The organism is Actinomadura sp. NPDC047616 (assembly GCF_040642915.1).
GTDB classification, from domain to species: Bacteria; Actinomycetota; Actinomycetes; order Streptosporangiales; family Streptosporangiaceae; genus Spirillospora; species Spirillospora miaoliensis.
Map to the genome: position 1 here is coordinate 277,263 of NZ_JBEYTB010000001.1, position 20,428 is coordinate 297,690.

Here is a 20,428-nt window from a genome sequence, read left to right on the forward strand (position 1 = left end):
CCCTAGACGGGGTTGTCGAGCGAGTCGAGGTAGACGTACTGGCGGTCGGGGAAGACGGCGAGCCCGAACCGGCCGGTCAGCGGCCGCTCGTTCTGCTCCCACCACCGGTAGGCGGCCTCGATTTCGTCCCATAGGTTGCGTGGACCGTACTGGAGCACCCGGTGCGTGGAGGCGCCGTCGGTGACGTCCACGCACGCCCAGGACGGCCCGGAGAACGCCCAGAAGGTGAAGTCATCGCTGCCGTCGTCGGCGTCCACGAACCTTTTGCTGACGTCGGGCAACCGCACCCCGACCGCGAACGAGGCACTGATGTCGTCCCAGGCGACCGCGTCCGGATGCAGGGTCGTGGTGGACTCGGCCGCACCCGCCAAGTCGTTCGGCGGGTCGGGCCGGGGGGCACGCTGTGCACGCAGCCACATGAACGCCACCGTGTTGTCGACGAACCGGCCATGCGCCGCGCCGTGCTCGTCGACGGTCAGGAGGACCAGCGCGCCGTTGTCGTAGGCGGTCCCCCACGGGGTGAGGATGATGCCGCCGGGCCGGGTCTGCGCCACCCACGAGTAGGGGACGTGCTGCACGGCTGCGGTGGCGATGACCCGGTCGTAGGGGGCGTTGCCCTGGAAGCCCTCCGCGCCGTCGCCGGTGACCACGGTGGGCGACACACCCGCCTCAGCTAGCGCCTTACGGGCCCGCTCGGCGATGACGGCGTCGACCTCGATCGTGGTGACGTTCTGCTCGCCCACCACGTGCGCGAGCAGGGCCGCGTTCCACCCGGTACCGGTGCCGATCTCCAGAACCCGCATCCCGGCCTCCACCTCCAGGCGGCGCAGCATCGCGGCCACGATGGACGGCGCTGAGATCGAACTTGTGACCCGCCGGCCTGTTCCCGTATCCGGCGTGGCGCCGTCGTCGACCTGCGTGACGATCGCGTCGTTGGTGTACGCGATCTCCAGCCACGCCGCCGGGTCGTCGTCCCGGCGCCGTGCGGTGAACCCGCCGCCCTCAGCGTCGACCCAGATGACGCCCGGGACGAACCGATGTCGTGGCATGGCGAGAAACGCCGGGCGCCACTGGTCGGACAGCACGTCGGCGGCCGCCATTTCGTCGAGAAGCCGCCGGTTCAGGGCTTCGGCATCGCTCATTTACCTTTGCCGCCTTTGCCCTCGTCGTCCTTGCCTCTGCTGCCTTTGCTGTCGCGCTTATTGGGGTCGATGAACGTGCCCTGCTTGTCCTTGGGCTTGGAGCCGTCGCGCTGGTCGCCGTCCGTGCCGCGCTGACCCATCTGCTTCCTCCTGTGATTTCGCTGCTCATTGAAGTGACGATTGCTGAGTCGCAGCTATCTCTTCCGGGATCGCGTCCTGTGGCGGGCGGGTCATGCCGCGGGACCCGCCCCGCTGTCTGAGGGGCGGCGGCGCGGCCTCGATGACATATCGGCCAGCCGCGCCGCCGCCATGGTCGCCGCACCCCGGGCTTCCCGCAGATGAACTGTCCGGAAGTGCGGCGTGGAAGGGGGCGGCGGCGCCGGGATCCAGGGGGCGTGTCCGCCGCGCGGCCGCCCCCTGGTCACCAGTCCTCGGTCCAGGTCAGGCGGTCGAGAAGACGCCGCAACCACCCACGGCGCCGTTCGACCTCATGCCGCCCACGCACCGCACGCGCCGACCGCACCAGCGACGGCGACGAACACGCCCCCTGACGCGACGGCGGCGGCGAGGAGTGCCACCCCTGACGCGAGGACGACGGCCGCGATGCCTGAGGTCGTGGCGACGGGCGCGATGCCTGCCTCGCCGCCAGCGGCGGCTGGGGCGACGTCGCGCGTGGCCGTGGAGCCTGCCGAAGTGGCGCATCACGCGATGGCCGTGGCAGTTCATGTGGCGGCGGAGGTGACACCGAGGATCGTTGCGTGGACGTGGGGGACGACCACAGGTCCGCCACCATCCCGCCCGCTCCCGGCACCCCGGTCGGCTCCAGGGGCGAACGCGCTCCGGCGTCGTACAGGCGTTGTCCCAGTTCCACAGGCGTGTCCGCCTCGATCAGATGCGCGTCGCCCGACCGGTCGTACACCAGGCCCCACAGGCTGCCGGTGAACGCCCCGTGCCAGATCTCCACACCGGGGAATCGGCGCCGCAACTCGGCGAGCACCTGGTCGACGTCCACCTCTACGGCCCACGGCCGCGCTCCGGCCACCGGCCCGGCGGTCACGACACCCCTTCGGGACGCGCCCGCTCCGGCCGCCGCGCCAGGTAGCCGAGGACGAACATCGCCGCGTCGTCCGGAGCGTCGGCCGGAGCGATCGGCTCATGCCACGAGGTGAAGTACCACGGCGTACCGCCGTCGTCGGCGCGGCGTCGGCATCTGATCGTGTCGCAGGGGTGCGCCACTTCGGCGCAGCACCCTGGGACGCGCGGGTTCTTCACCCTCAGCCCGCTTGACGTGCAGTCGACCGTCAGCCGCCGCGCCGAAAGCCGCGCACCCAACGCGGCAAGAGGGGCGTACGAGTCCAATTCGCCCGTACGATCGTCCATAGCCAGGACCTCACTTCCTGGTCAGGCCCCGGGGTCCCCGCTGTGGCGCAGCGGACCGGGGCCGTCTTTGCGCCCTGCGACGCACTTCCGAGTCCAGAGCAGCGTGTCGGCGGCTACGGTGGAAAGAGTTGCCTGGTTGCCGTTATGGCGATGGCAATGCTTTACAACGGGCCAACCCGGGGTGAAACGGGCGATGCGAATGACTTTCGCTGAGAAATTGCGTGAGCTGATGGCCGCGCGGCACGTGAGTTTGGGTGAGCTGGCCAAGGCGGTCCCCTACGACAAGGGGAACCTGTCGCGGGTCGTCAACGGGCGCAAGTGCCCTTCCGAGAAGCTGGCCGGGCGGCTCGACGAGATTCTTGGCGCGGACGGCGCGCTGGCGGCGTTGCGGTCGTCCTCATCGACCGGGCCCACTGTGCACGGGGCGGACTCCGACGAGATGGAGGCGCTGGAGCTGGCACGCCGCGTGGCCGCGAGCGATGTCGGAGACGAGACTCTCACGGTGCTGGAGATGACCGTGGACGATCTCGCGTCCGCCTATCCACGCACCTCACCGGCCGAGCTGCTGGCGCGCATCAGGCGACACCTCGGCTACGTCTCCCGGCTCCTCGACACACGGATGACGCTGACCGAGCACCGACGTCTCGTCCTCGTCGGAGGGTGGCTGTCACTGCTCGCGGCGACGTGCGATGTGGACCTCGGTCGGCGCCCGGCTGCCGCCGCGCGCCTGCGGACCGCCGCGCAGCTCGGCGAGCACGCCGAGCACCCCGAGATCATCGCGTGGACACTGGAGACGCAGGCGTGGCAAGCCCTCACCGACGGCGCCTACCGGGCGGCGATCACGCTGTCGCGAGGGGCGCAGGAGATCGCACCGCGCGGGAGTTCGGCGTTCATCCAGGCGAACGCGCAGGAAGGGCGGGCTTGGGCACGGCTCGGCGCCGGTCCGGAGACTCGTGACGCCCTGGCGCGTGTCGAACGGCTCGTCGCCCCCCTGCCGATGCCCGACCGGCCCGAACATCACTACCGGTACGACCCGGCCAAGAGCGATGCCTACACGGCCACCACGCTGTCATGGCTGGGAGACCCCGCAGCCGAGCCGTACGCACGGGGTGTGCTGGCCCGTCTGGAAGAACCGTCCAGAGCCCCGGCACGTCCGCGGCGCGCAGCGTCCGCACGGCTCGATCTCGCGCTCGCCCTGCTGGCCGCCGACCAGCCCGACGAGGCGGCGCACGTGACGCTGGAAGCCGTCACCAGCGGCCGGTTGGTGCCGTCAAGCCACTGGCGCGCGGCCGAAGTCATCAATGCTCTGGAAGCGCGCGGCGTACCAGAAGCGGCCGGCGTTCGGGAGGCCTACCGCGAACTGTGCGCACCGGCCGATCGCGTCGTCGACGGCGCCTGAGAACACGAGCGGACCTCCGTCGCACGTCACAGCGACGTTCCAATTGCGCCGTGCCGTTTCCACCCTGGAGAGCCAGCCCTTGGACCGGCCGACCAGGCCGGCCAACGCCTCAAGCGACATGCCGCGGTACTCCCGCGCGTTCCGCACGTTCTCACCAATGCGGCGTGCGCCGTCGTCAACGAGTCCAGCCATGGCCACCCTCGTGGTCGTTCCGACACCCACCGCCCACAGACGCGGCAGTCCGGGCGATGGGCAGGGAACGCCGAAGTCCCTGCGTCCCTCGCGACTGGCCGGGTGTCGCACGTCACAGCGTGGGGCGGCCTCTGACGTGGCGGCCGGGGTGATGCCGGGCGTCGCTGGGAGGGACACGCGCGTGGCCGGAGGGGCGTGCGGCCGTGGTTGGTCAGTCGGTCACTTGCCGCGTCCGTTCTGCTTGGCCTTGGCGCTTCCCCAGGCGGCCAGCAGCACTCCGGCGACGGTCGCCACCAGGTAACACGCCAGCCACGCCGCGAACCCGCCGGGCAGCCAGCCCAGCAACCCGGCGTTGTCGTGGTCGGCCAGCAGCCGGATGGCGCCCTGCGCCCCCAGTCCCAGCAGAACCACGCCAATGGTCAGCACGATCGAGGACTTCATGGGTGCTTGGTTCTCCTTATCGCTCGGCGGCCCTGACGGCCGCACACGGCTCAGGTTGTGGTGCGATCGCACCATAACATCGTGTTGGTACGATCGCACCACAAAGGTCGAGGCTCCCGCGAAGGAGGGGACGCATGCCCCGACACGTGGATCACGACCTGCGCCGCCGACAGATCGCCGAGGCCGTATGGCGCCTGGCCGCACGCGGTGGGCTGGAGCACGTCACGCTGCGGCAGGTCGCGGCCGAGGCCGGAGTCTCCGCCCGGCTGCTGCAGTACTACTTCGGCACCCGCGACAAGCTGCTGCTCGGAGCCCTGGAGATCCTCAACACCGACGCCGAGCAGCGGGCCCGCGAACGCCTCACACAACTTGGCGAATCACCCAGCATGCACCTGCTCGTGCGGGGTGTGCTCCTGGAACTCCTCCCGCTGGACGAGGAACGACGCAACCGGCACCTGGTGCACGTGGCCTACTTCGTGCGCTTCCTCAACGACCCCGCCCTGGCCGCGGCAGTCCGTGAATCTCCGCCCGCCCTGGAGAGACTTGTCGCCACGCTGCTCGGGCGCGCACGCGAACTCGGTGAGCTGCCCCCCGGCACCGACATCGCGGCCGAAGCCGCCTTCCTCGTCGCGGGCGCCGAAGGACTGCAGGCCAGCGTCCTGCTCGGCCAGCACACTCCCGAACAGGCCGTGTCCCTCATCGATCACCAACTCGACCGCATCTTCACCACCCCGCAGCCATAGCCGCCCTGGTACTGCCGCCGATGAACGCGGCGACATCCAGGACCGAGCGGGCGATGCCCTTCCTTGACCGTCGCGATGGCGAGATCCAGCGGAACAGGTGGGCATGTTGAAGAGCTCGTCGCACCACTGTCGATGCCCGACCGGCCCGAACTACCGGTACGCCCCGGCCAAGAGCGACGCCTACACGGCCACCACGCTGTCATGGCGAGCAGTACCGCGCACTGTGCGCGCCAGCCGGTGAGGTCGACGGCGCCTGAGAACGCTTCGTCGCACGTCAGAGCCGTGCGCAGGGCGGCGACGGACGTCTTCGCACGGCTTCGGCACGCGCCGGGTTTCTGGGGATGCCGTCGACGGTGAGCTCTTGAGTTGCGCCGCTTCATCTGCTGTCTGGCATCGCTTCGCAGATCATGGGGCCTGGGGCGGGTCGTCCAGCCAGAGGCGCGTTCCCAGTTCGCTGATGAGAAGGCCGAACCGTTCTGGCCCGGGCGAGCCCCTTTCGGCCCACTGTGCGAACGCGGTCTCCACCTCGTCCCACAGCCGTCGTTCTCCGTATTGGGTGACGGTGTGCTCGCCTGTCAGGCTGGAGTCGCAGGCCGCCCACGCCCCATCGGGGTTCCCCACCTCTGCCAGCAGGTAGGACATGGTCCCGTCGGGGTTGGCCATTCGCAGCGTGAACAGGCCAGGGACGTCCATGAGCAACGCGAGTTCGGCACCGTCTCCGGCGTCCTCGATCTGCCTGGGGTCCAGGCGGGTCTTGGTCACCTGGGCCTCGTCCCGGTGACGGTCTGCCCAGACCGAGGTCGGGCGCTGCGAGCGAAGCATCATGTATCCGGCCCGCCCGTGGAACGTCCCGATGCCATGGCCCTCGGGGGTGGTGGTCATCTTGACCTTGAACCCGCCCATGCCTTCGGGCATCCAGGGCAGGACCGCCCGGCCACCGGGGCGGAGCTGCTCAACCCATGCGTAGGGGATGTTCCGGACGCCTGCTGTCACGTGGATCCCGTCATATGGTGCGCCTTGCGGCCAACCCTCGGTTCCGTCGCCCACGACGAGGGTCGGCCTGTACCCGGCTGTCCGGAGGTTCTCGGCGGCTTGGGCGGCGATCGTCGGGTCGATCTCCACGCTGGTGACGTTCTCCGATCCCACGCGATCGGCCAGCAGCGCGGCGGTCCAGCCGGTTCCGGTGCCGATGTCGAGGATGCGTTCGCCCATGGTGGGGCTGAGAAGTTCCAGGAAGGGGAAGACGACGCCGGGTGCAGAGTTCGAGGAGGACGCCGCGCCATCGGCGGAAGCGGGGTCCGACGCCCCGTCGTCGCGCTGCGTGATGATCGACATGTTGGAGTAGACGGCCGTCCACCATTGGTCCGGGTCAACGTCCCGGTCGATCGTGTGCGGAAGTGGGCCGGCCTCGAAGTGACAGGGCATCGCATAGCCGCGTTCGGGGACGAACAGATGGCGGGGAACGGCATGCATCGCCCTCCGCCATGCGGGGTCGGTCAGCTCACCGGAGGCTTCCAGGGCGTCGGCCAGGTGGTCGATGCGTTGGGCTGTCGTCGTCATGCTCCCCCTTTGAGGAGGTCGGCGAAGGCCGCCGCGATCGGCGCCCCTGTCCGTTCTTCGAGCCAGGACCATTGGCCGTTGGGGTTGCACTCGAAGAACACCTGCTCGCCCTCGGCGGTGAGCCCGAAGTCGAAGCATCCGAACGCGAGGCCGAAGTGCTCCAGATAGCGGACCATGGGATGAGCCAGCCCGGGTGGAGTTTCGCACCAGGTGTAGGTCAGCCGGTCGTAGTCGTATCGCCAGTCCAGTTGGCGTGGGTCCGAGTCGATTCGGATGCAGAAGACCTGCTCGCCCACTACCGTCACGCGCAGGTCTGCGACCTTGTCGACGAGGCACTGGAAGAGATGTGCCGTCCCCGCGATCGTGTCGTCCAGTTCGTCAGCGTGGACGGGCTGTGTCCAGATCGTCAGCGGCCCCTCAGGGGTCATGTGCCTGACGTGGGTGAGCGGCTTGTAGATGACGTGTCCGTGCTTCAGGGCGAACGCACGAGCCTGCGCCAGATCATTGGTGATCAGTGTCGCCGGTACGCGAAACCCGAGCCGTGCCGCGACGGTGAGTTGCCGGGCTTTCATGGCGGCCGCCCGGTTGGCGTCCGGGTGGTTGACGTACAGGCAGTTCGGAAGGTTCGCGAGGATGCCGCTGAACCCCTGCCGGGCCTCCCTCGCGGCGAACTCCCCCTCGTGCGGTCGCAGGATCGGGGAGGGCGCGTGCGGGGTCGGCCGACGTCTGTAGACCGCCCTGACCGACGTCAGATCAAGACGCCGGGTCCCCGTCGCCAGGTCGCCCGCCCACGAGCCGGCCTCGTCAAGCCGGGCGGCGAACGTCGTGTCACTGGGGAAGTCCACGCCCGGGTCCAGCCGCACGACGGGCACATCACGTGCCAGGAGCTCCATGATCACGCTGTCGGCGGTGGCGTCGTCCAACTCGCTCAGTACGAGGACGGGGCGGTCGTCTCGCAACGCCGGCCCTCTAGTCCTCTTCGCTGTCCTGGTCGGTATCCGGGTCGTACTGCTTGTGGTCACCGCCATCGCCCTTGCCGGCCTGGGTCCTGGTTTCAGTGGCCCTGTTGCTCTTGCGGTGCTTCGCGCTGACGATCGATCCGTCCTCCATGATGCAGAGGCCGGTCTGAGTCTCGGGATCGAGCACCATCGTGTACGGGGGGGAAGGCGCTGACCTTCGCGAACGGCGAGAGCCGGGTAAGGCCCCAGGGGCGGACCAAGGCCATCGTGTCGTCTCCTTCCTGGTGCCGCCCGTACTGTCCGGCAAGGCCCGGAGGATGGCGTTGCAACCAGGCCTTGCCTTGTGTCCGGCGACGCGCTGTCGCCGGACACCGTAGGACGCGCTGACACGAGGCTGTTTCCGTATGAAAAACCTTGTCAATCCCAGAGGGCACAGAAGTGCCGCTGATGGCAGTGGAGAGCATCTTGCGAGTTCGGTTCGCGGTCGCGCCACGCCGTTGGTGTCGATGCCGTCGGCCTTTGCGGGCGTAGCGCGAGCTGTGCGCACGAGGTTGACGGTGCCTGGGGACGGTTCGTCGCTACGTCGGAGGGGGTGCCGTAGGTGGATGTGTCTGGTGGGGGTCAGGCGTCGTGATAGATTCGGCGGCGCCGTGCATCGCTGCGAGCTGAGGAGGTGAGACCGATCGACACTGTGACAGGTCGGGGCTCCCTCCCTCGCACGGTCTAGGGAGCGCCCGCAGAAGGCATCCCGAAAGGCGTGGAACGCTTTGCGCTTCACCTCTCAGACGTCGTTGGACGGCGTCACCGAACAGTCCTTTGTCCTCGGCGAGATCCCCGGTGTGCTGTGGGCGCCGGAAGGCGCCGACGGGGCTCGTCCCCTGATCCTGATGGGCCACGGCGGCGGGCAGCACAAGAAGGCCCCCGGCATCGTGGCTCGCGCGCATCACTTCGTCACCGAGGGCGGGTTCGCGGTGGTCGCGGTCGATGCGCCCAACCATGGCGACCGGCCGAAAAGCGAGGAGTTCGCCCGGGTCGCGGCCGAGTTGCGGGCCGGTGTGGTGGCGGGTGAGGACGTCGGTGCGCAACTCGCAACGATGCACACGTTGCTGGCCGGCCAGGCCGTCCCGGAGTGGCAGGCGGTATTGACCGCGGTTCAGGAACTGGACCACGTCGGCGGCGGCCCGGTGGGCTACTTCGGCATGTCGATGGGATGCGCGCTCGGTATCCCCCTCATCGCTGCGGAACCCCGGGTCCGCGCGGCGGTGGTGGGCCTGCTCGGCGTGCAGGGGCTGGCCGAGACCGCCGCCCGGGTCACCGTCCCGGTGCAGTTCCTGCTCCAGTGGGACGACGAGCGGGTGCCACGGGATCAGGGCCTGGCGCTGTTCGACGCCCTGGCGGCGGCCGACAAGACGCTGCACGCCAACCCCGGCAAGCACGGGGAGATCCCCGAGTTCGAGACCGGCAGCTCCCTGCGGTTCTTCACACGGCACCTCGGTTAGGGGCCGCGTCAAGGAACCTCCGCCTCGCGCCGGCCGTGACTGAGCGCTTCGTCAGCGCTCAGGAGCGTCACTGCCGGCCGGGGCGGCGGTTTGATATCTGGCGCTCATGGCGTGGAAGACCGATCCGCGAGGAGGGCGTCTGGTTGCCACGCGTGAGGAGCTGGAAGGGCGGGCTTGGTGCCTGGCCGGCGCGTTCGCCGGAGCGGCATCGGCCGGGGTCGGCGGATGCGGGGTGGGGTGTCGGTGGGGGCTGGCATGCTGAGCGCCCACAGTTGTTGATCATGTCTGGAGCCCCTCATGTCCACCGATCTGTACGGCGCACGGGTCCTGGCGGTCGCGCCCGACCGGCTGAGCGTGCGGATGCGGATCTTCGTCGTCTACTACGAGAGCGCGTTCAGGGAGGCCCTCGACCTTCCCGACGATCCCGTGTTCTTCCTGCGCCTGCTCTGGGACTACGCCGACCAGTGGACGAGCCGGGGGAACCCGCCCGACGGGACGCTGGCGGAGTTCGACTACAAGGTGCTGATGGACGATGCCTGGACGGAGGAGAACACGGGCTCCTACGTCAGGAGCGTCCAGCGGGTGGCCGAACGCAACGCCGAGCCGGATGCCGACGACTGGGAGCACATCCACGACTTCTACTACGAGCGGCACGGGGGTTGGGTGGACGAGCACCGGCTCGTCCAGGCCGACTACGTGGTGCGCGTGACCGACCCGCGCTGGCTCACCGGCGTGGAGCCTGGCTACAGCTGGGCCACCGTCTGGTATCCGAGCCCCGAGTTCGGAGGCGGGGACGTGCCCGGCGAGCTGCGCTTCGGCGAGGCGGTGGCCTCCCTGGTCCCGTTCCCGGGCCGGACGGGCGGCGACCCGGGCGCCGGCGCCCTGGCCTTCTCCGACGACGGAACCCTGCTCGCCGTCGCCGGGGGACATGGCGAAGTGGTCGTGTACGGCACAGAAGGCTGGACCGAGCGGGCCCGGTTCACGACCCCGCGGCCCTCGTCGGGGATGGGCCTGATGTGGGTGCCCGGACGCCATGTGATCGTCGCGCGGCCGAAGATCCGCTACGAGCCGCAGGTGGCATGGGATGTCGACGCGGGAGCCGGGGTGGAGGTGCCGTTGGAGGCCGGCTTTGTCCGCTCCCTCACGGGCCGTTACCGCGTCGAGTTCGGCGAAGGGCCCGGGGTCGAGTTCGTCAGCGCCCCTCACACCACCGACCGCACCGTCCTGCTGGGCATCGACCCCGACGCCGACGCGGCCGAGTTCCCGCCCGACGCCTGGGCGGTCGCCTTCTCCTCCGACGAGTCCCGGATGTTCGCGCTCGACGGCAGGGGCGACCCCATGCGGTTCTCCGTGCTCGACCCGCAGGACGGAAGGTTCCTGGGCGTCGTGGAGACCGACGGGGACGTGACCGACTTCGCGGCCAGCCCGGACGGCACCTACCTGGCCGTCACCGAGGCGGTGGACGACGCGGTCGAACCCACGCTCCGGCAGGTCGACGAGGGCGGGAGGCTGGTCGCCCGGGCCCGGCTCCGCCGCCGCGCCGGGGCGGTCGCATGGTCGCCGGACGGACGGTTCCTCGCCGTCGACCTGCACCACCCGGGCGGGCGTCCGAGCGAGGTGCGGATCATTCCCGTCCTCCCGGCGTCGCCGCGCCCGGCGCCGGCCTTCGAGGTGATCGGTCACCTGCCCGCCAGGGCGGCGGACGTCCGCGCCGCCGACGAGGTCGAGCGCGGTGTCGAGGCCGCCCGCGCGGGTGATGTCGACTCCGCGCGCGAGTTGCTGAGCGCCCACACGGGGAAGGGGCGCACGTCGGCCGGGATGCGCGCCGGCCTGACGCTGGCCGCGTTGGCCCCGTCCAGCGGCCTGGCCGTCGAGTGCCTGCGCCGGGTCGCCTCGGGCGAGGACCCGGAGGCCGCGCCGCAGGCGTCCGTGGCCCTGAGCGTGCTCGACGATGAGTCGCTCCAGCGCGCGATTGCCGCCGAGCACCTCGGCGACACCGAGACCGCCCGCAGCATTTACGAAGCGGGCGGCGAACTGGCCACGGTCCTGCTCGGACGCCTGCTCGGCGACCGCGAGATCCTCGCGCGGGCTCAGGGGGCGGACGACGCGCTCGCCGCGTCCTACGCCGGATACCTGCTCGGCGGCCTGCTGATCGCCTCCGGGGAGCACGACGAGGCCATCGGGGTACTGAGCCGCGCCTGCGAGACGGCCCGGGCCACCCGCGAGAGCCCGTACGGGATCCTGCCGTGGATCGCCGTCCGGCTCGGTGAGCTGCTGGTCGAGCGGGAGGCCGCGATCGAGGAGATCCGCGAGGCGTTCGTCCTCGCCCAGCCGCTGATGGAGATCGCCGACCCGGCCCTCGCCGCCGTCGGGCTGGGCGCGCTGAACGGCAACCCGTACGCCGTCCAGGGCGCCCTGGAATGGCTGAAGGCGTGGAACGGTGAACGCCACGCCCACGGCAGCCGCCTGGCCACCTCGCTGGGCGCGCGGATCGTCGAGACGTCCGACGAGCCCGGCGACCACCCTCTCACCCAGGTGCTGCGCGAGCTTGACGGCGCCCCCGAGTCCGCCGCGTACGGGCTGTTCCTGGCGGCGCGCGAGAAAGCCTCCCGGAAGGAGTGGGACGACGCGTTGCGAGACTGGGGCACCGTCGCCGATACCGGCGTCCCGCCGTACGCGCGGTGGGCGGGCACCTGCCAGGCCGTCCTGCTGACCGTCCGGGACGACCTGGAAGGCGCACGGCACGCACTGCGGCACGGCCGCGAGGACCGCCTGATCGTCGAAATCGCCGACGCCTTCTACAAGGACGAGGACTACAAGAAGGCGCGCATCGCCTACGCGATGGCGATCGAGGGAGACGATCGGATCGCCGCCGGCCGCGCGTCTCTCGGGCTGGGGCACATCCTCTCCGGCGACGGCAGGCTGGCGGAGGCCGCCGAGGCCTACCGGCGGGCCCGCCGTCAGGCGGACGGCTCGCACGCGACCAACGCCGCGTTCAACCTGGCCACCGTCCTGGGAAAGCTGGGCGACAAGGCGGGAGCGGTCGAGGCCGCCCGCGACGCCCACGAACGCGCCGTGGCGGCCGGTGACCCGGCGCACGGGCGGGCGCACACCGCCAAGCGGCTCGGCGACAAACTGCGCGACATGGGCGACCTGGCGGGAGCGCGCGACGCGTACCAGGCCGCCGTCGACGCGTGGCGCGAGCAGTGGGAGGAGGAGTATCCGTACGACGCGCGGTGGTCCCTGCTCTACCTGGCGCAGATCCACGGCCTCCATGGGGACTTCGAGGCCTCCGAGCCGATCCTGCGCGCGCTCCTGAAGATGTTCGCCAACTCCAAGGGGGAGGAGGAGCAGGAGATCGCGTTGATCGCCCAGTTGAGCATGGCGCTCAACGCCAAGAGCCGGCACGACCTCGACGAGGCGCTCCCGTGGTTCCAGAAGGTCATCGACTCCGGTGACGACAGGCACATCCCCACGGCCGTGGCGCACTTGGCGGAGCTGTACTACTGGCTGGGCGACAAGGCCGAGGCGGCCCGCCACTACGAGCGGACCCTGGAGCTGAGCGACAACCCCGAGTACGTCGCCGAGGCCGCGTACCGGCTGGGCGAACACCTCGCCGAGACCGGCGAGCGCGACCGCGCCATCGCGATGATGAAGCGCGCGCTCGCAAGCGGCTTCGACGGCTTCGACGCCGACGCCGAGCGGCTGCTCGACCGGCTGCGGGAAACCTGACGAAGCGTCCGCGCCCGGTGGTTGTACGGTCGTCGGCGGGTTTCGTATTCGAGCGGCCGGGCGCGACGTCCGGCGCTCCGGCGTGGCGCAAGCAGGAGTTGCACGAGAGCAGTGGATCTTGATCTGGGGGCGGTACGGGCGTTCGTGGCCGTCGCCGACGCTCGGTTCTTCGGCGATGCCGCCGATGTGCTGGGGCTGAGCCAGCAGGCGGTCTCCAAACGGGTGGCGCGGCTTGAGGCCGACCTCGGCACGGCCCTGTTCCACCGGACGCGCACCGGGGCCGAGCTCACCGAGGACGGCGCGGCCTTCCTCGTCAACGCCCGTGCCCTGCTCGCCCTCGCCGACCAGTCCGTGGCGCTGCTGCGCAGCCGGCACCGGGCGCTGCGGGTGGACGTGTTGAGCAGCCGGATCGCCACGAACGAGGTGGTGCGGGACTTCCACGCGTCGGTCCCGGACCTCGAGATCGAGACCGTCAGGTCGAAGGAGGGACTCCGGGCGATCGCGCCCGCGCTGGTCCGGGGGGAGATCGACGCCTCGTTCGCCCGTGTCACCGGTGAGCTGGACGAGGCGGTCGCGCACGCGCCCGCCTACGCGGATCGGATGCACGTGCTCGTCGGGCGGCGGCATCCGCTCGCCTCCGAACGGCAGGTGCCGGTCGCGGCGCTGCGGGGGATGACGGCCTGGATGCCCGGCCTCGCGAGTCCCGACACCGAGTGGGCCGAGTACTACCGGCATTTCACCGCGCGGTTCGGCGTGCACATGGACGCCTCGGGTCCCAACTTCGGCCTGGACGACGACGTGGAGCGGGTCGCCGCCTCGGCCGACGTGATCAGCCTGGTGGGCGAGCGGATGCGGGTGCCGTGGAATCCGGACGTCGTGCAGCTCCCCATCGTCGACCCGGTGCCGGTGTTCCCGTTCTCGCTGCTGTGGCACCGCCAGAACCGCCACCCGGCGCTGCCGACGCTCATCTCCTACGTCAGGCGCCACTTCCGACCGCTCGACGCGTCGACCCATTGGCTGCCCGCCCAGGACCGTCCCGGCTTCACCCGCTGATGCACCGCCGCGCGACAACCTTTCGCGAACAAGATGGGGGCGTAACGGCGTCTCTCTTCCCGGACAATCATTGAGATCCGTTCACGGCCGTGGCGGGGAGAGGGGCGGCGCATGGAGGCTCTGCGGTCCGGTGATCCCAGGCGCGTCGGCGGCCACCTGCTGCTGGGCAGGCTCGGCGCCGGCGGGATGGGGCAGGTGTTCCTGGGGCGGTCGCCCGGCGGGACGCTGGTGGCGGTCAAGCTCGTGCACGCGCACCTGGCCGAGGACCCCGACTTCCGCGCGCGGTTCCGGCGCGAGGTCGGCGCCGCGCGGGCCGTCAGCGGCGCCTTCACCGCGCCCGTCGTCGACGCCGATCCCGACGCCGACCCGCCGTGGCTGGCCACCGCGTACCTGCCGGGCGTCCCACTGGACCAGGCGGTGCCGCTGCCGGTGCCCGCCGTGTTCGCGCTGGGCGCGGGGCTCGCCGAGGCGCTGGTGTCCATCCACCGCGCGGGGGTCGTTCACCGCGACCTCAAGCCCTCTAACGTCATGCTGGGGCTCGACGGCCCGCGGGTGATCGACTTCGGTATCGCCCACGCGGCGGACGCCGCCATCGTCACCCGGACGGGCTCCGCCGTGGGGTCGCCCGGCTTCCTCGCGCCCGAGCAGGCCCGGGGAGGGGTGTCGGGGCCCGCCGCCGACGTCTTCTCGCTCGGCGCGGTCCTGGTCTTCGCCGCGACGGGCGTCGGCCCCTACGGTCAGGGGCCGCCCCATGTGCTGATCTACCGGGTGGTCCACGAACGGCCGCGGCTGGACGGCGTCACCGACCCGGCGCTGCGGGCCGTCGTCGAAGCCTGCCTGGACCAGGATCCGGCCCGGCGCCCCACGCCGGCGCGGCTGCTGGAACTGCTCGCCCCGCACGTGCCGCAGAGCACCGACCTGCACGGCGTCGGCTGGCTGCCCGGCACCGTGGCCGCGCGCATCGCCCAGGCCGGCACGAACGTCCCCGACGCCCCGTTCACGGCGGACGGGCCGCCTGCCGGACCGACCCGGCGGCGGGTCCTGCTGCTCGGCGGAGCCGCCGCGGTCGTCGCGCTCGGCACCGGGGGAGTCGCCACGGCGCTGGTGCGCTCGTCGCGGGAGGACTCCGGCGGGTCCGGCGGCCGGTCGGCGACGACTTCGGCCGCGCCGTCCTCGGCCGCGTCGCCCGCGCCGCTCCGCGACGGCAAGGTCCTGTGGAAACGCTTCACCGGCGCCGAGTATCTGAGCATCACCCCGGTGGTGGCCGGCGGGCGCGTCTTCATCGGCAGCGAGAAGGAGGACGTGCGGGCCTTCGACGCCCGGACCGGCAAGCCGCTGTGGACCTACCGGACCGGACGGCGCATCAACACCCCCGCCGTCGCCTCGGGCGTCGTCTACGCCCTGGCCCAGGACGGCGTCCTGCACGCCGTCGACGCCCGTACCGGCCGGCTCAGATGGCGGCGGACGGTCGGCAGGAGTTACGCGGACGTCATCGCGGCCAACGGTCTCGTGTACGCCGGTGGCGACACCTTCTACGCGCTGGACGCCGAGACCGGCTCGGTGCGATGGCAGGGACGCGGCGGCGGCCGATCCCCCGTGGTCGCCGACGGCGTCATCTACGTGCCGGGTGAGAGGAGCCTGATCGCCTACGACGCGGCCACCGGCCGCACACGCTGGACGTACAGGTCGTCCAGGGAGGTACGGAGCACCGCGGTCGCGGACGGCCTGGTGTGCTTCGGCGACTTCCAGGGTGAGACGGTTTACGCGGTGGACGCCCGTTCCGGCAAACGGCGCTGGAAGTACGACGCGGGCAACGAGGTCACGTCCCGTCCTGTGATGGCGGACGGCGTGGTCTACGTGGGCGACTTCGGCCAGAACTTCTCCGCCCTCGACGCCGCCACGGGCACGATGAAGTGGCGGGTCCAGACCGAGGGCGAGATCCACGAGGATCCCGTCCTGACGGGCGGCGTGCTGTACGTCCCGAGCGGCGTCTACGCCGACGGCAGCGTGTACGCGCTGGACGCCGCCACCGGCCGCAAGATCTGGCGGTTCCAGGCCGAGGAGGGCATCGAGTCCAGCCCGGCCGTCGCGGACGGGGTCGTCTACATCGGCTGCAAGGACGGCTACCTGTACGCTCTCGACGCCCGCGGCGGGTCCGGAACCGCGACCGGCTGAGAAACGGAGAACCGATGTCCGCGACACGTCCCGGAGACCCGCGCCAGGTGGGGCCGTACCGGGTGGTGGCCAGGCTCGGCGCGGGCGGCATGGGCCAGGTCTTCCTCGGCCGTTCGCCGTCCGGCCGCACCGTCGCCATCAAGATCATCCATCCGGCGATGGCGGAGGAGCCCGCCTTCCGGGCCCGGTTCCAGCGGGAGATCACCGCCGCCCGCGCGGTCAGCGGCGTCTACACCGCGCCGGTGGTGGACGCCGATCCCGACGCCGACCCGCCGTGGCTGGCCACGACGTTCCTGCGCGGGATGTCCCTGCAGGACGCCGTGGCGACGCACGGGCCGCTGCCCGCCCCCGCCGTCCGCGCGCTCGGCGCCGGGCTCGCCGAGGCGCTGCTGTCGGTCCACCGCGCCGGGATCGTGCACCGCGACCTCAAGCCGTCCAACGTGATGCTCACGCCCGAGGGCCCCCGGGTCATCGACTTCGGCATCGCCCGCCCGAGCGAGGCCACGACGCTCACCCGGACGGGCGCGACGCTCGGCACGCCCGCCTACATGTCCCCCGAGCAGGCGTCCGGCCAGGAGGTCGGGCCGGCGTCGGACGTGTTCTCGCTCGGCGGCGTCCTCACCTACGCGGCCACGGGCGTCGGCCCGTTCGGGCAGGGCGCCGTGCACGAGCTGGTGTACCGCGTCCTGCACCTGCCGCCCTACCTCGACGGCGTCGCCGATCCCGGCCTGCGCGCGCTGATCGCGGCGTGCCTGGAGAAGGACCCCGCGCGCCGTCCCGGCCCCGACTGGCTGCTGGCGCAGTTGTCGGCCGAGCAGGCGCCCGTACCGCAGGGCACGCAGTGGCTGCCCGCGCACGTCGCCCACGACGTCGCCCGGCGGGGCGACACCGGCGTCCCCCGCGCACCGAGCCGCCGCATGTTCCTGGCCTTGGGCGCGGGCGGCGCCGCCGTCGCCGCGCTGGCGGCGGGCGGGGCGGGCTTCCTCCTCCTGCGCCGCGGCGACTCCCCGGTCCGCTGGACGTTCGAGATCCCCGACGACATGTACGTCCGGGCGCCGCTCGCCGTGGCGGACGGCACCGTGTACGCGTTCGCCTCCGCCGCGCTGTCCGGACGGACCTTCGCGCTCGATGCCCGCACCGGGGAGCAGCGGTGGCGCGGCGACTTCACGGCGGCCCGCGACACCTCCGCCGTGCTGCTGAACGGAAGGGGGTTCGTCTGCGCCAACAACGGCGCCGACGAGTCGCTGACGGCGTTCGACGCGGCGACGGGCAGAAGCCTGTGGACGCAAACGCTGCGCAGCCAGACGCAGGTGCCCGCCGTGGTCACGACCGGCAACGTCGTCTGCATGACCTACAGCAGGGCCGGGGAGGCCGGGCTGGCCGGTTTCGACGCGGCGAGCGGCCGGCCGGTCTGGCAGTACCGCGTCGACAGCGACGTGATGTCGAACGCGGCGCTGGCGGGCGGCGTGTGCTACTTCGGTGCCCGAGACGGCTTCGTCTACGGGGTCGACGCCGCGACCGGCAGCCTCCGCTGGCAGACGCGCACCCGCGCGGCCGTCGCCACGACGCCCGCGGCGGCGGGCGGCCTGGTGGCGGTGGTCTGCGAGGACGGCGCCGTGCGCGGTCTCGACGCGGCCACCGGAAAGCAGCGGTGGGAGACCGCCCTGGGCGACGACGCGGCGTCCCGCATGATGATGGGGGTACCGACGACGATCGCCGGCGGCACCGTCTATGTCGGCGGCCAGAACGGCACGCTGTACGCCGTAGACGCGGGGACGGGGCGCCTGCGGTGGAAGCACCCCGTCCTGCGCACGCTGGGCAATCCGGCCACGCGCGACTTCCTGCTGCCCTCCGTGAGCGGCGGCCTGGCGGTGGCCACCGACAACGAGGGACGGATCGTCGCCCTGGACGCCGCCTCCGGCCGGGTCCGCTGGGAACTCGGCGTCGGGCGGGGCCTCGGCGAACGGCCGGTGGTCTCCGGGTCCCTGGTCTACTACGGAGCCGTCGACGGGCTGACCGTCGCCGACCTGGCGACCGGCCGCGTCCGCTACCGCTTCGACCCCGAAACGGCTCCCATCGTCGGTTCGGTGCAGCAGGTCACCGTGGTGGGCGACACCGCCTACTGCGCCGTCGACGACTCCGTCGTCCACGCCATCCGCCCCGACCTGTGACACCCCCGGCAGGGGGCCTAGGAGACGTCGGGGAACGAGTGGTGTTCGTGGGCGACGACCCAGCGGCCCTGTTCCTTGCGGAGGCCGAGGGTGAGGCGCAGGCGGTTGGCCGGGTTCTCCGCGAACTCCTCAGGGGTCCCGCAGCGCAGCAGGGCGAAGGCGTAGGCGACGTCCTCGCCCGCGGTGATGTCGAGCGACTCGATGTCGAACGACGCGCCCTGCGCCTGCCACTGGAAGAAGCCCGGCCACGCCTCGCGGTAGGCGTCGATGCCGCGGACGCCCTCGTATGGCGGCGGCACGTCGAACATCACGATGTCGTCGGCGTGGTCGGCGAGGACGCCGTCCATGTCGCCCCCGTGCACCGCCGCCGTCCACCGCTCGATCAGGGCCCGGATCTGCTCTCGGTCGTCTGACAAGGCTCACCTCCTGGTCGCGTGCGTTCACCCATGCAGACCCGGCCGCACGACGGAACTCATCGCGACACCCCGCGGCGGAACTCGTCGCGGCGCGGCAGCAGGAGGGCGGGCACGACGGCCAGGGCGGTCATGACCACGGCCCACACGTAGGTGTGCTGGAACGCGTCCGCCAGCCCGGGAGCGGCCTCGGCGAGGGCGTCCGGTGGCAGGGCGTGCAGGGACTGCAGGCCGCCCTCGGCCGCCGGGACGCGGGCCGCCATCGCCGCGGTGAGCAGGACGGACGCGACCGCCGTGCCGATCGCGCCGACCGTGGTGTTGACCAGGCTCACCGTCGTGCTGACGGCCGGCGCCAGGTCGCGGGGCGTCCCCGCGCTCGCCGCCGTCATCGTGGGCATCATCGTCGCGCCGCCGCCGAGGCCGACCAGCACCAGCGCAGCGCACAGCCGCCAGTACGGGACGTCGGCCGACAGCTGCGCGACGACCAGGGCGAAGCCGCACGCCGCCAGGGCCGCGCCCGCCACCACGATCCGGCGGGGGCCGACCCTGTCGATGAGCCGTCCGGTGATCTGCATGGACGTGCCCGAGGCCAGGGCCAGGGGCGCGCCGAGCAGCCCGGCGGCGGTGGCGCTCTCCCCCCGCACCACCTGCAGGTACAGCGGCAGCAGCAGCATCGAGCCGAAGTAGCCGGTGGCGAACAGCGTGAGCACGCCGCTCGCGGTGGCGAACGAGCGCCGCCGGAACAGCCGCAGGTCGATCAGCGGATGGCGGGCCGTCAGCGCCCGCAGGACGAACGCCGCGACCAGCGTCCCGCCCAGCAGCAGCGGCACCCAGACGCCGGGGGCGGCGAACTCGCCGCGTTCGCCGCCGCTGGTCACGCCGTAGATCAGCGCGGCCAGGCCGGGGGAGAGCAGCAGCAGCCCGGGGACGTCGAGCGCGCGGACGGGGCCGGGCTCGTCACGCGGGAAGACGCGCAGGCCCAGCAGCACGACGAGGACCCCGATCGGGACGTTCAGGAAGAACATCCAGCGCCACGACACCTCGTCCACCAGCCAGCCGCCGAGCACCGGCCCGGCGAGCGGCCCGACGAGGATCGCCAGGCCGAGCGTGCTCATCAGGCGGCCGAGCCGGTCGGGCGGGGCGGCGCGCAGCAGGATCGTCATGCCGAGCGGCATCACCATGCCGCCGCCGAGGCCCTGCAGCACCCGGAAGGCGATCAGCGACTCGATGTTCCACGCGGTGCCGGCCAGCAGCGAGCCCGCCCCGAACAGCACGATCGCGAGCAGGTACAGCCGTTTGGCACCGAATCGTCCCGCCGCCCACGCGGTGACGGGGATGACCGCGCCGAGGGCCAGGGAGTACCCGGTGATCACCCATTGCAGGGTGGCCAGCGGGACGGCGAAGTCCTGGGAGAGCCGGTTGACGGCGACGTTCACGACGGTCTGGTCGAGCGTCACCATGATCGAGCCGAGCACCAGGACCAGGGCGATCGCCAGCGGCGCGGGGCGGGCGCGGGACGCGGTGCCGTCGGACGTGGCCGGAGAGGTTGCGGTCGTCATCTCATGTCCC

At 71.7% G+C, this 20,428-nt stretch carries 16 protein-coding genes and 1 pseudogene; 7 read left to right on the plus strand and 10 right to left on the minus strand.

Features of this window, described 5'->3' with window-relative positions; all coding sequences use genetic code 11:
* Positions 1-2: 2 nt before the first annotated feature.
* The 3 genes from ABZ801_RS01450 to ABZ801_RS01460 all read right to left on the minus strand — a co-directional run bounded on the left by ABZ801_RS01450 (position 3) and on the right by ABZ801_RS01460 (position 2,522).
* Positions 3-1,142, minus strand: a complete 1,140-nt coding sequence (locus ABZ801_RS01450) for a methyltransferase domain-containing protein (protein ID WP_360691257.1) — start codon at positions 1,140-1,142, stop codon at positions 3-5.
* A complete protein-coding gene (locus tag ABZ801_RS01455) occupies positions 1,139-1,282 on the minus strand; it encodes a hypothetical protein (RefSeq protein ID WP_360691260.1) in 144 nt (47 codons plus the stop codon). Before ABZ801_RS01455 ends, ABZ801_RS01450 begins: the two co-directional genes overlap by 4 nt.
* Before the next feature lie 913 nt (positions 1,283-2,195).
* Positions 2,196-2,522, minus strand: a complete 327-nt coding sequence (locus ABZ801_RS01460; RefSeq protein WP_360691263.1) for a hypothetical protein — start codon at positions 2,520-2,522, stop codon at positions 2,196-2,198.
* Between the two features lie 199 nt (positions 2,523-2,721).
* On the opposite strand from ABZ801_RS01460, the gene ABZ801_RS01465 reads away from it, so the two are divergent.
* A complete protein-coding gene (locus ABZ801_RS01465) occupies positions 2,722-3,921 on the plus strand; it encodes a helix-turn-helix transcriptional regulator (RefSeq protein ID WP_360691266.1) in 1,200 nt (399 codons plus the stop codon).
* Between the two features lie 57 nt (positions 3,922-3,978).
* Here the strand turns inward: ABZ801_RS01465 and ABZ801_RS01470 are convergent.
* Positions 3,979-4,113, minus strand: a pseudogene (locus tag ABZ801_RS01470) (helix-turn-helix transcriptional regulator); the annotation flags it as partial.
* 219 nt (positions 4,114-4,332) lie between these two features.
* Positions 4,333-4,554: a hypothetical protein gene (locus tag ABZ801_RS01475; protein WP_360691269.1), complete on the minus strand. Its 222-nt coding sequence runs from the start codon at positions 4,552-4,554 to the stop codon at positions 4,333-4,335.
* 134 nt (positions 4,555-4,688) lie between these two features.
* Between ABZ801_RS01475 and ABZ801_RS01480 the strand changes: the two genes are divergently transcribed.
* Complete coding sequence (locus ABZ801_RS01480; RefSeq protein ID WP_360691272.1) at positions 4,689-5,297, plus strand: TetR/AcrR family transcriptional regulator; 609 nt, start codon at positions 4,689-4,691, stop codon at positions 5,295-5,297.
* 405 nt (positions 5,298-5,702) lie between these two features.
* Here the strand turns inward: ABZ801_RS01480 and ABZ801_RS01485 are convergent, their stop codons facing one another.
* The 3 genes from ABZ801_RS01485 to ABZ801_RS01495 are packed head-to-tail and all read right to left on the minus strand — an operon-like array spanning position 5,703 to position 8,594.
* Positions 5,703-6,857 (minus strand): methyltransferase domain-containing protein, encoded by a 1,155-nt coding sequence (locus ABZ801_RS01485; protein WP_360691275.1) that lies wholly within the window; start codon positions 6,855-6,857, stop codon positions 5,703-5,705.
* Positions 6,854-7,885 carry an ATP-grasp ribosomal peptide maturase gene (gene tgmB, locus ABZ801_RS01490; protein WP_360691278.1) on the minus strand — a complete coding sequence of 344 codons (1,032 nt, stop codon included), beginning with the start codon at positions 7,883-7,885 and terminating at the stop codon, positions 6,854-6,856. Before tgmB ends, ABZ801_RS01485 begins: the two co-directional genes overlap by 4 nt.
* Positions 7,827-8,594 (minus strand): putative ATP-grasp-modified RiPP, encoded by a 768-nt coding sequence (locus tag ABZ801_RS01495; RefSeq protein ID WP_360691281.1) that lies wholly within the window; start codon positions 8,592-8,594, stop codon positions 7,827-7,829. The genes tgmB and ABZ801_RS01495 overlap by 59 nt, the downstream gene beginning before the upstream one ends.
* A 13-nt stretch (positions 8,595-8,607) precedes the next feature.
* Here ABZ801_RS01495 and ABZ801_RS01500 point away from each other — a divergent pair, with 13 nt between their 5' ends.
* The 5 genes from ABZ801_RS01500 to ABZ801_RS01520 all read left to right on the plus strand — a co-directional run bounded on the left by ABZ801_RS01500 (position 8,608) and on the right by ABZ801_RS01520 (position 18,446).
* Entirely contained in the window at positions 8,608-9,315 is a 708-nt protein-coding gene (locus ABZ801_RS01500) for an alpha/beta hydrolase (RefSeq protein WP_360691284.1), read from the plus strand.
* A gap of 297 nt (positions 9,316-9,612) precedes the next feature.
* Complete coding sequence (locus ABZ801_RS01505) at positions 9,613-13,047, plus strand: tetratricopeptide repeat protein (protein WP_360691287.1); 3,435 nt, start codon at positions 9,613-9,615, stop codon at positions 13,045-13,047.
* A 111-nt stretch (positions 13,048-13,158) separates the two neighbouring features.
* Positions 13,159-14,100: a LysR family transcriptional regulator gene (locus ABZ801_RS01510; protein ID WP_360691290.1), complete on the plus strand. Its 942-nt coding sequence runs from the start codon at positions 13,159-13,161 to the stop codon at positions 14,098-14,100.
* Between the two features lie 111 nt (positions 14,101-14,211).
* A complete protein-coding gene (locus ABZ801_RS01515; RefSeq protein WP_360691293.1) occupies positions 14,212-16,275 on the plus strand; it encodes a serine/threonine-protein kinase in 2,064 nt (687 codons plus the stop codon).
* 14 nt (positions 16,276-16,289) lie between these two features.
* On the plus strand, positions 16,290-18,446 hold the full coding sequence (locus tag ABZ801_RS01520; RefSeq protein WP_360691296.1) for a PQQ-binding-like beta-propeller repeat protein: 2,157 nt from the start codon (positions 16,290-16,292) through the stop codon (positions 18,444-18,446).
* Between the two features lie 17 nt (positions 18,447-18,463).
* Here the strand turns inward: ABZ801_RS01520 and ABZ801_RS01525 are convergent, their stop codons facing one another.
* Entirely contained in the window at positions 18,464-18,862 is a 399-nt protein-coding gene (locus ABZ801_RS01525; RefSeq protein WP_344941690.1) for an SgcJ/EcaC family oxidoreductase, read from the minus strand.
* Between the two features lie 56 nt (positions 18,863-18,918).
* Complete coding sequence (locus ABZ801_RS01530) at positions 18,919-20,418, minus strand: DHA2 family efflux MFS transporter permease subunit (protein WP_360691300.1); 1,500 nt, start codon at positions 20,416-20,418, stop codon at positions 18,919-18,921.
* Between the last annotated feature and the right edge of the window lie 10 nt (positions 20,419-20,428).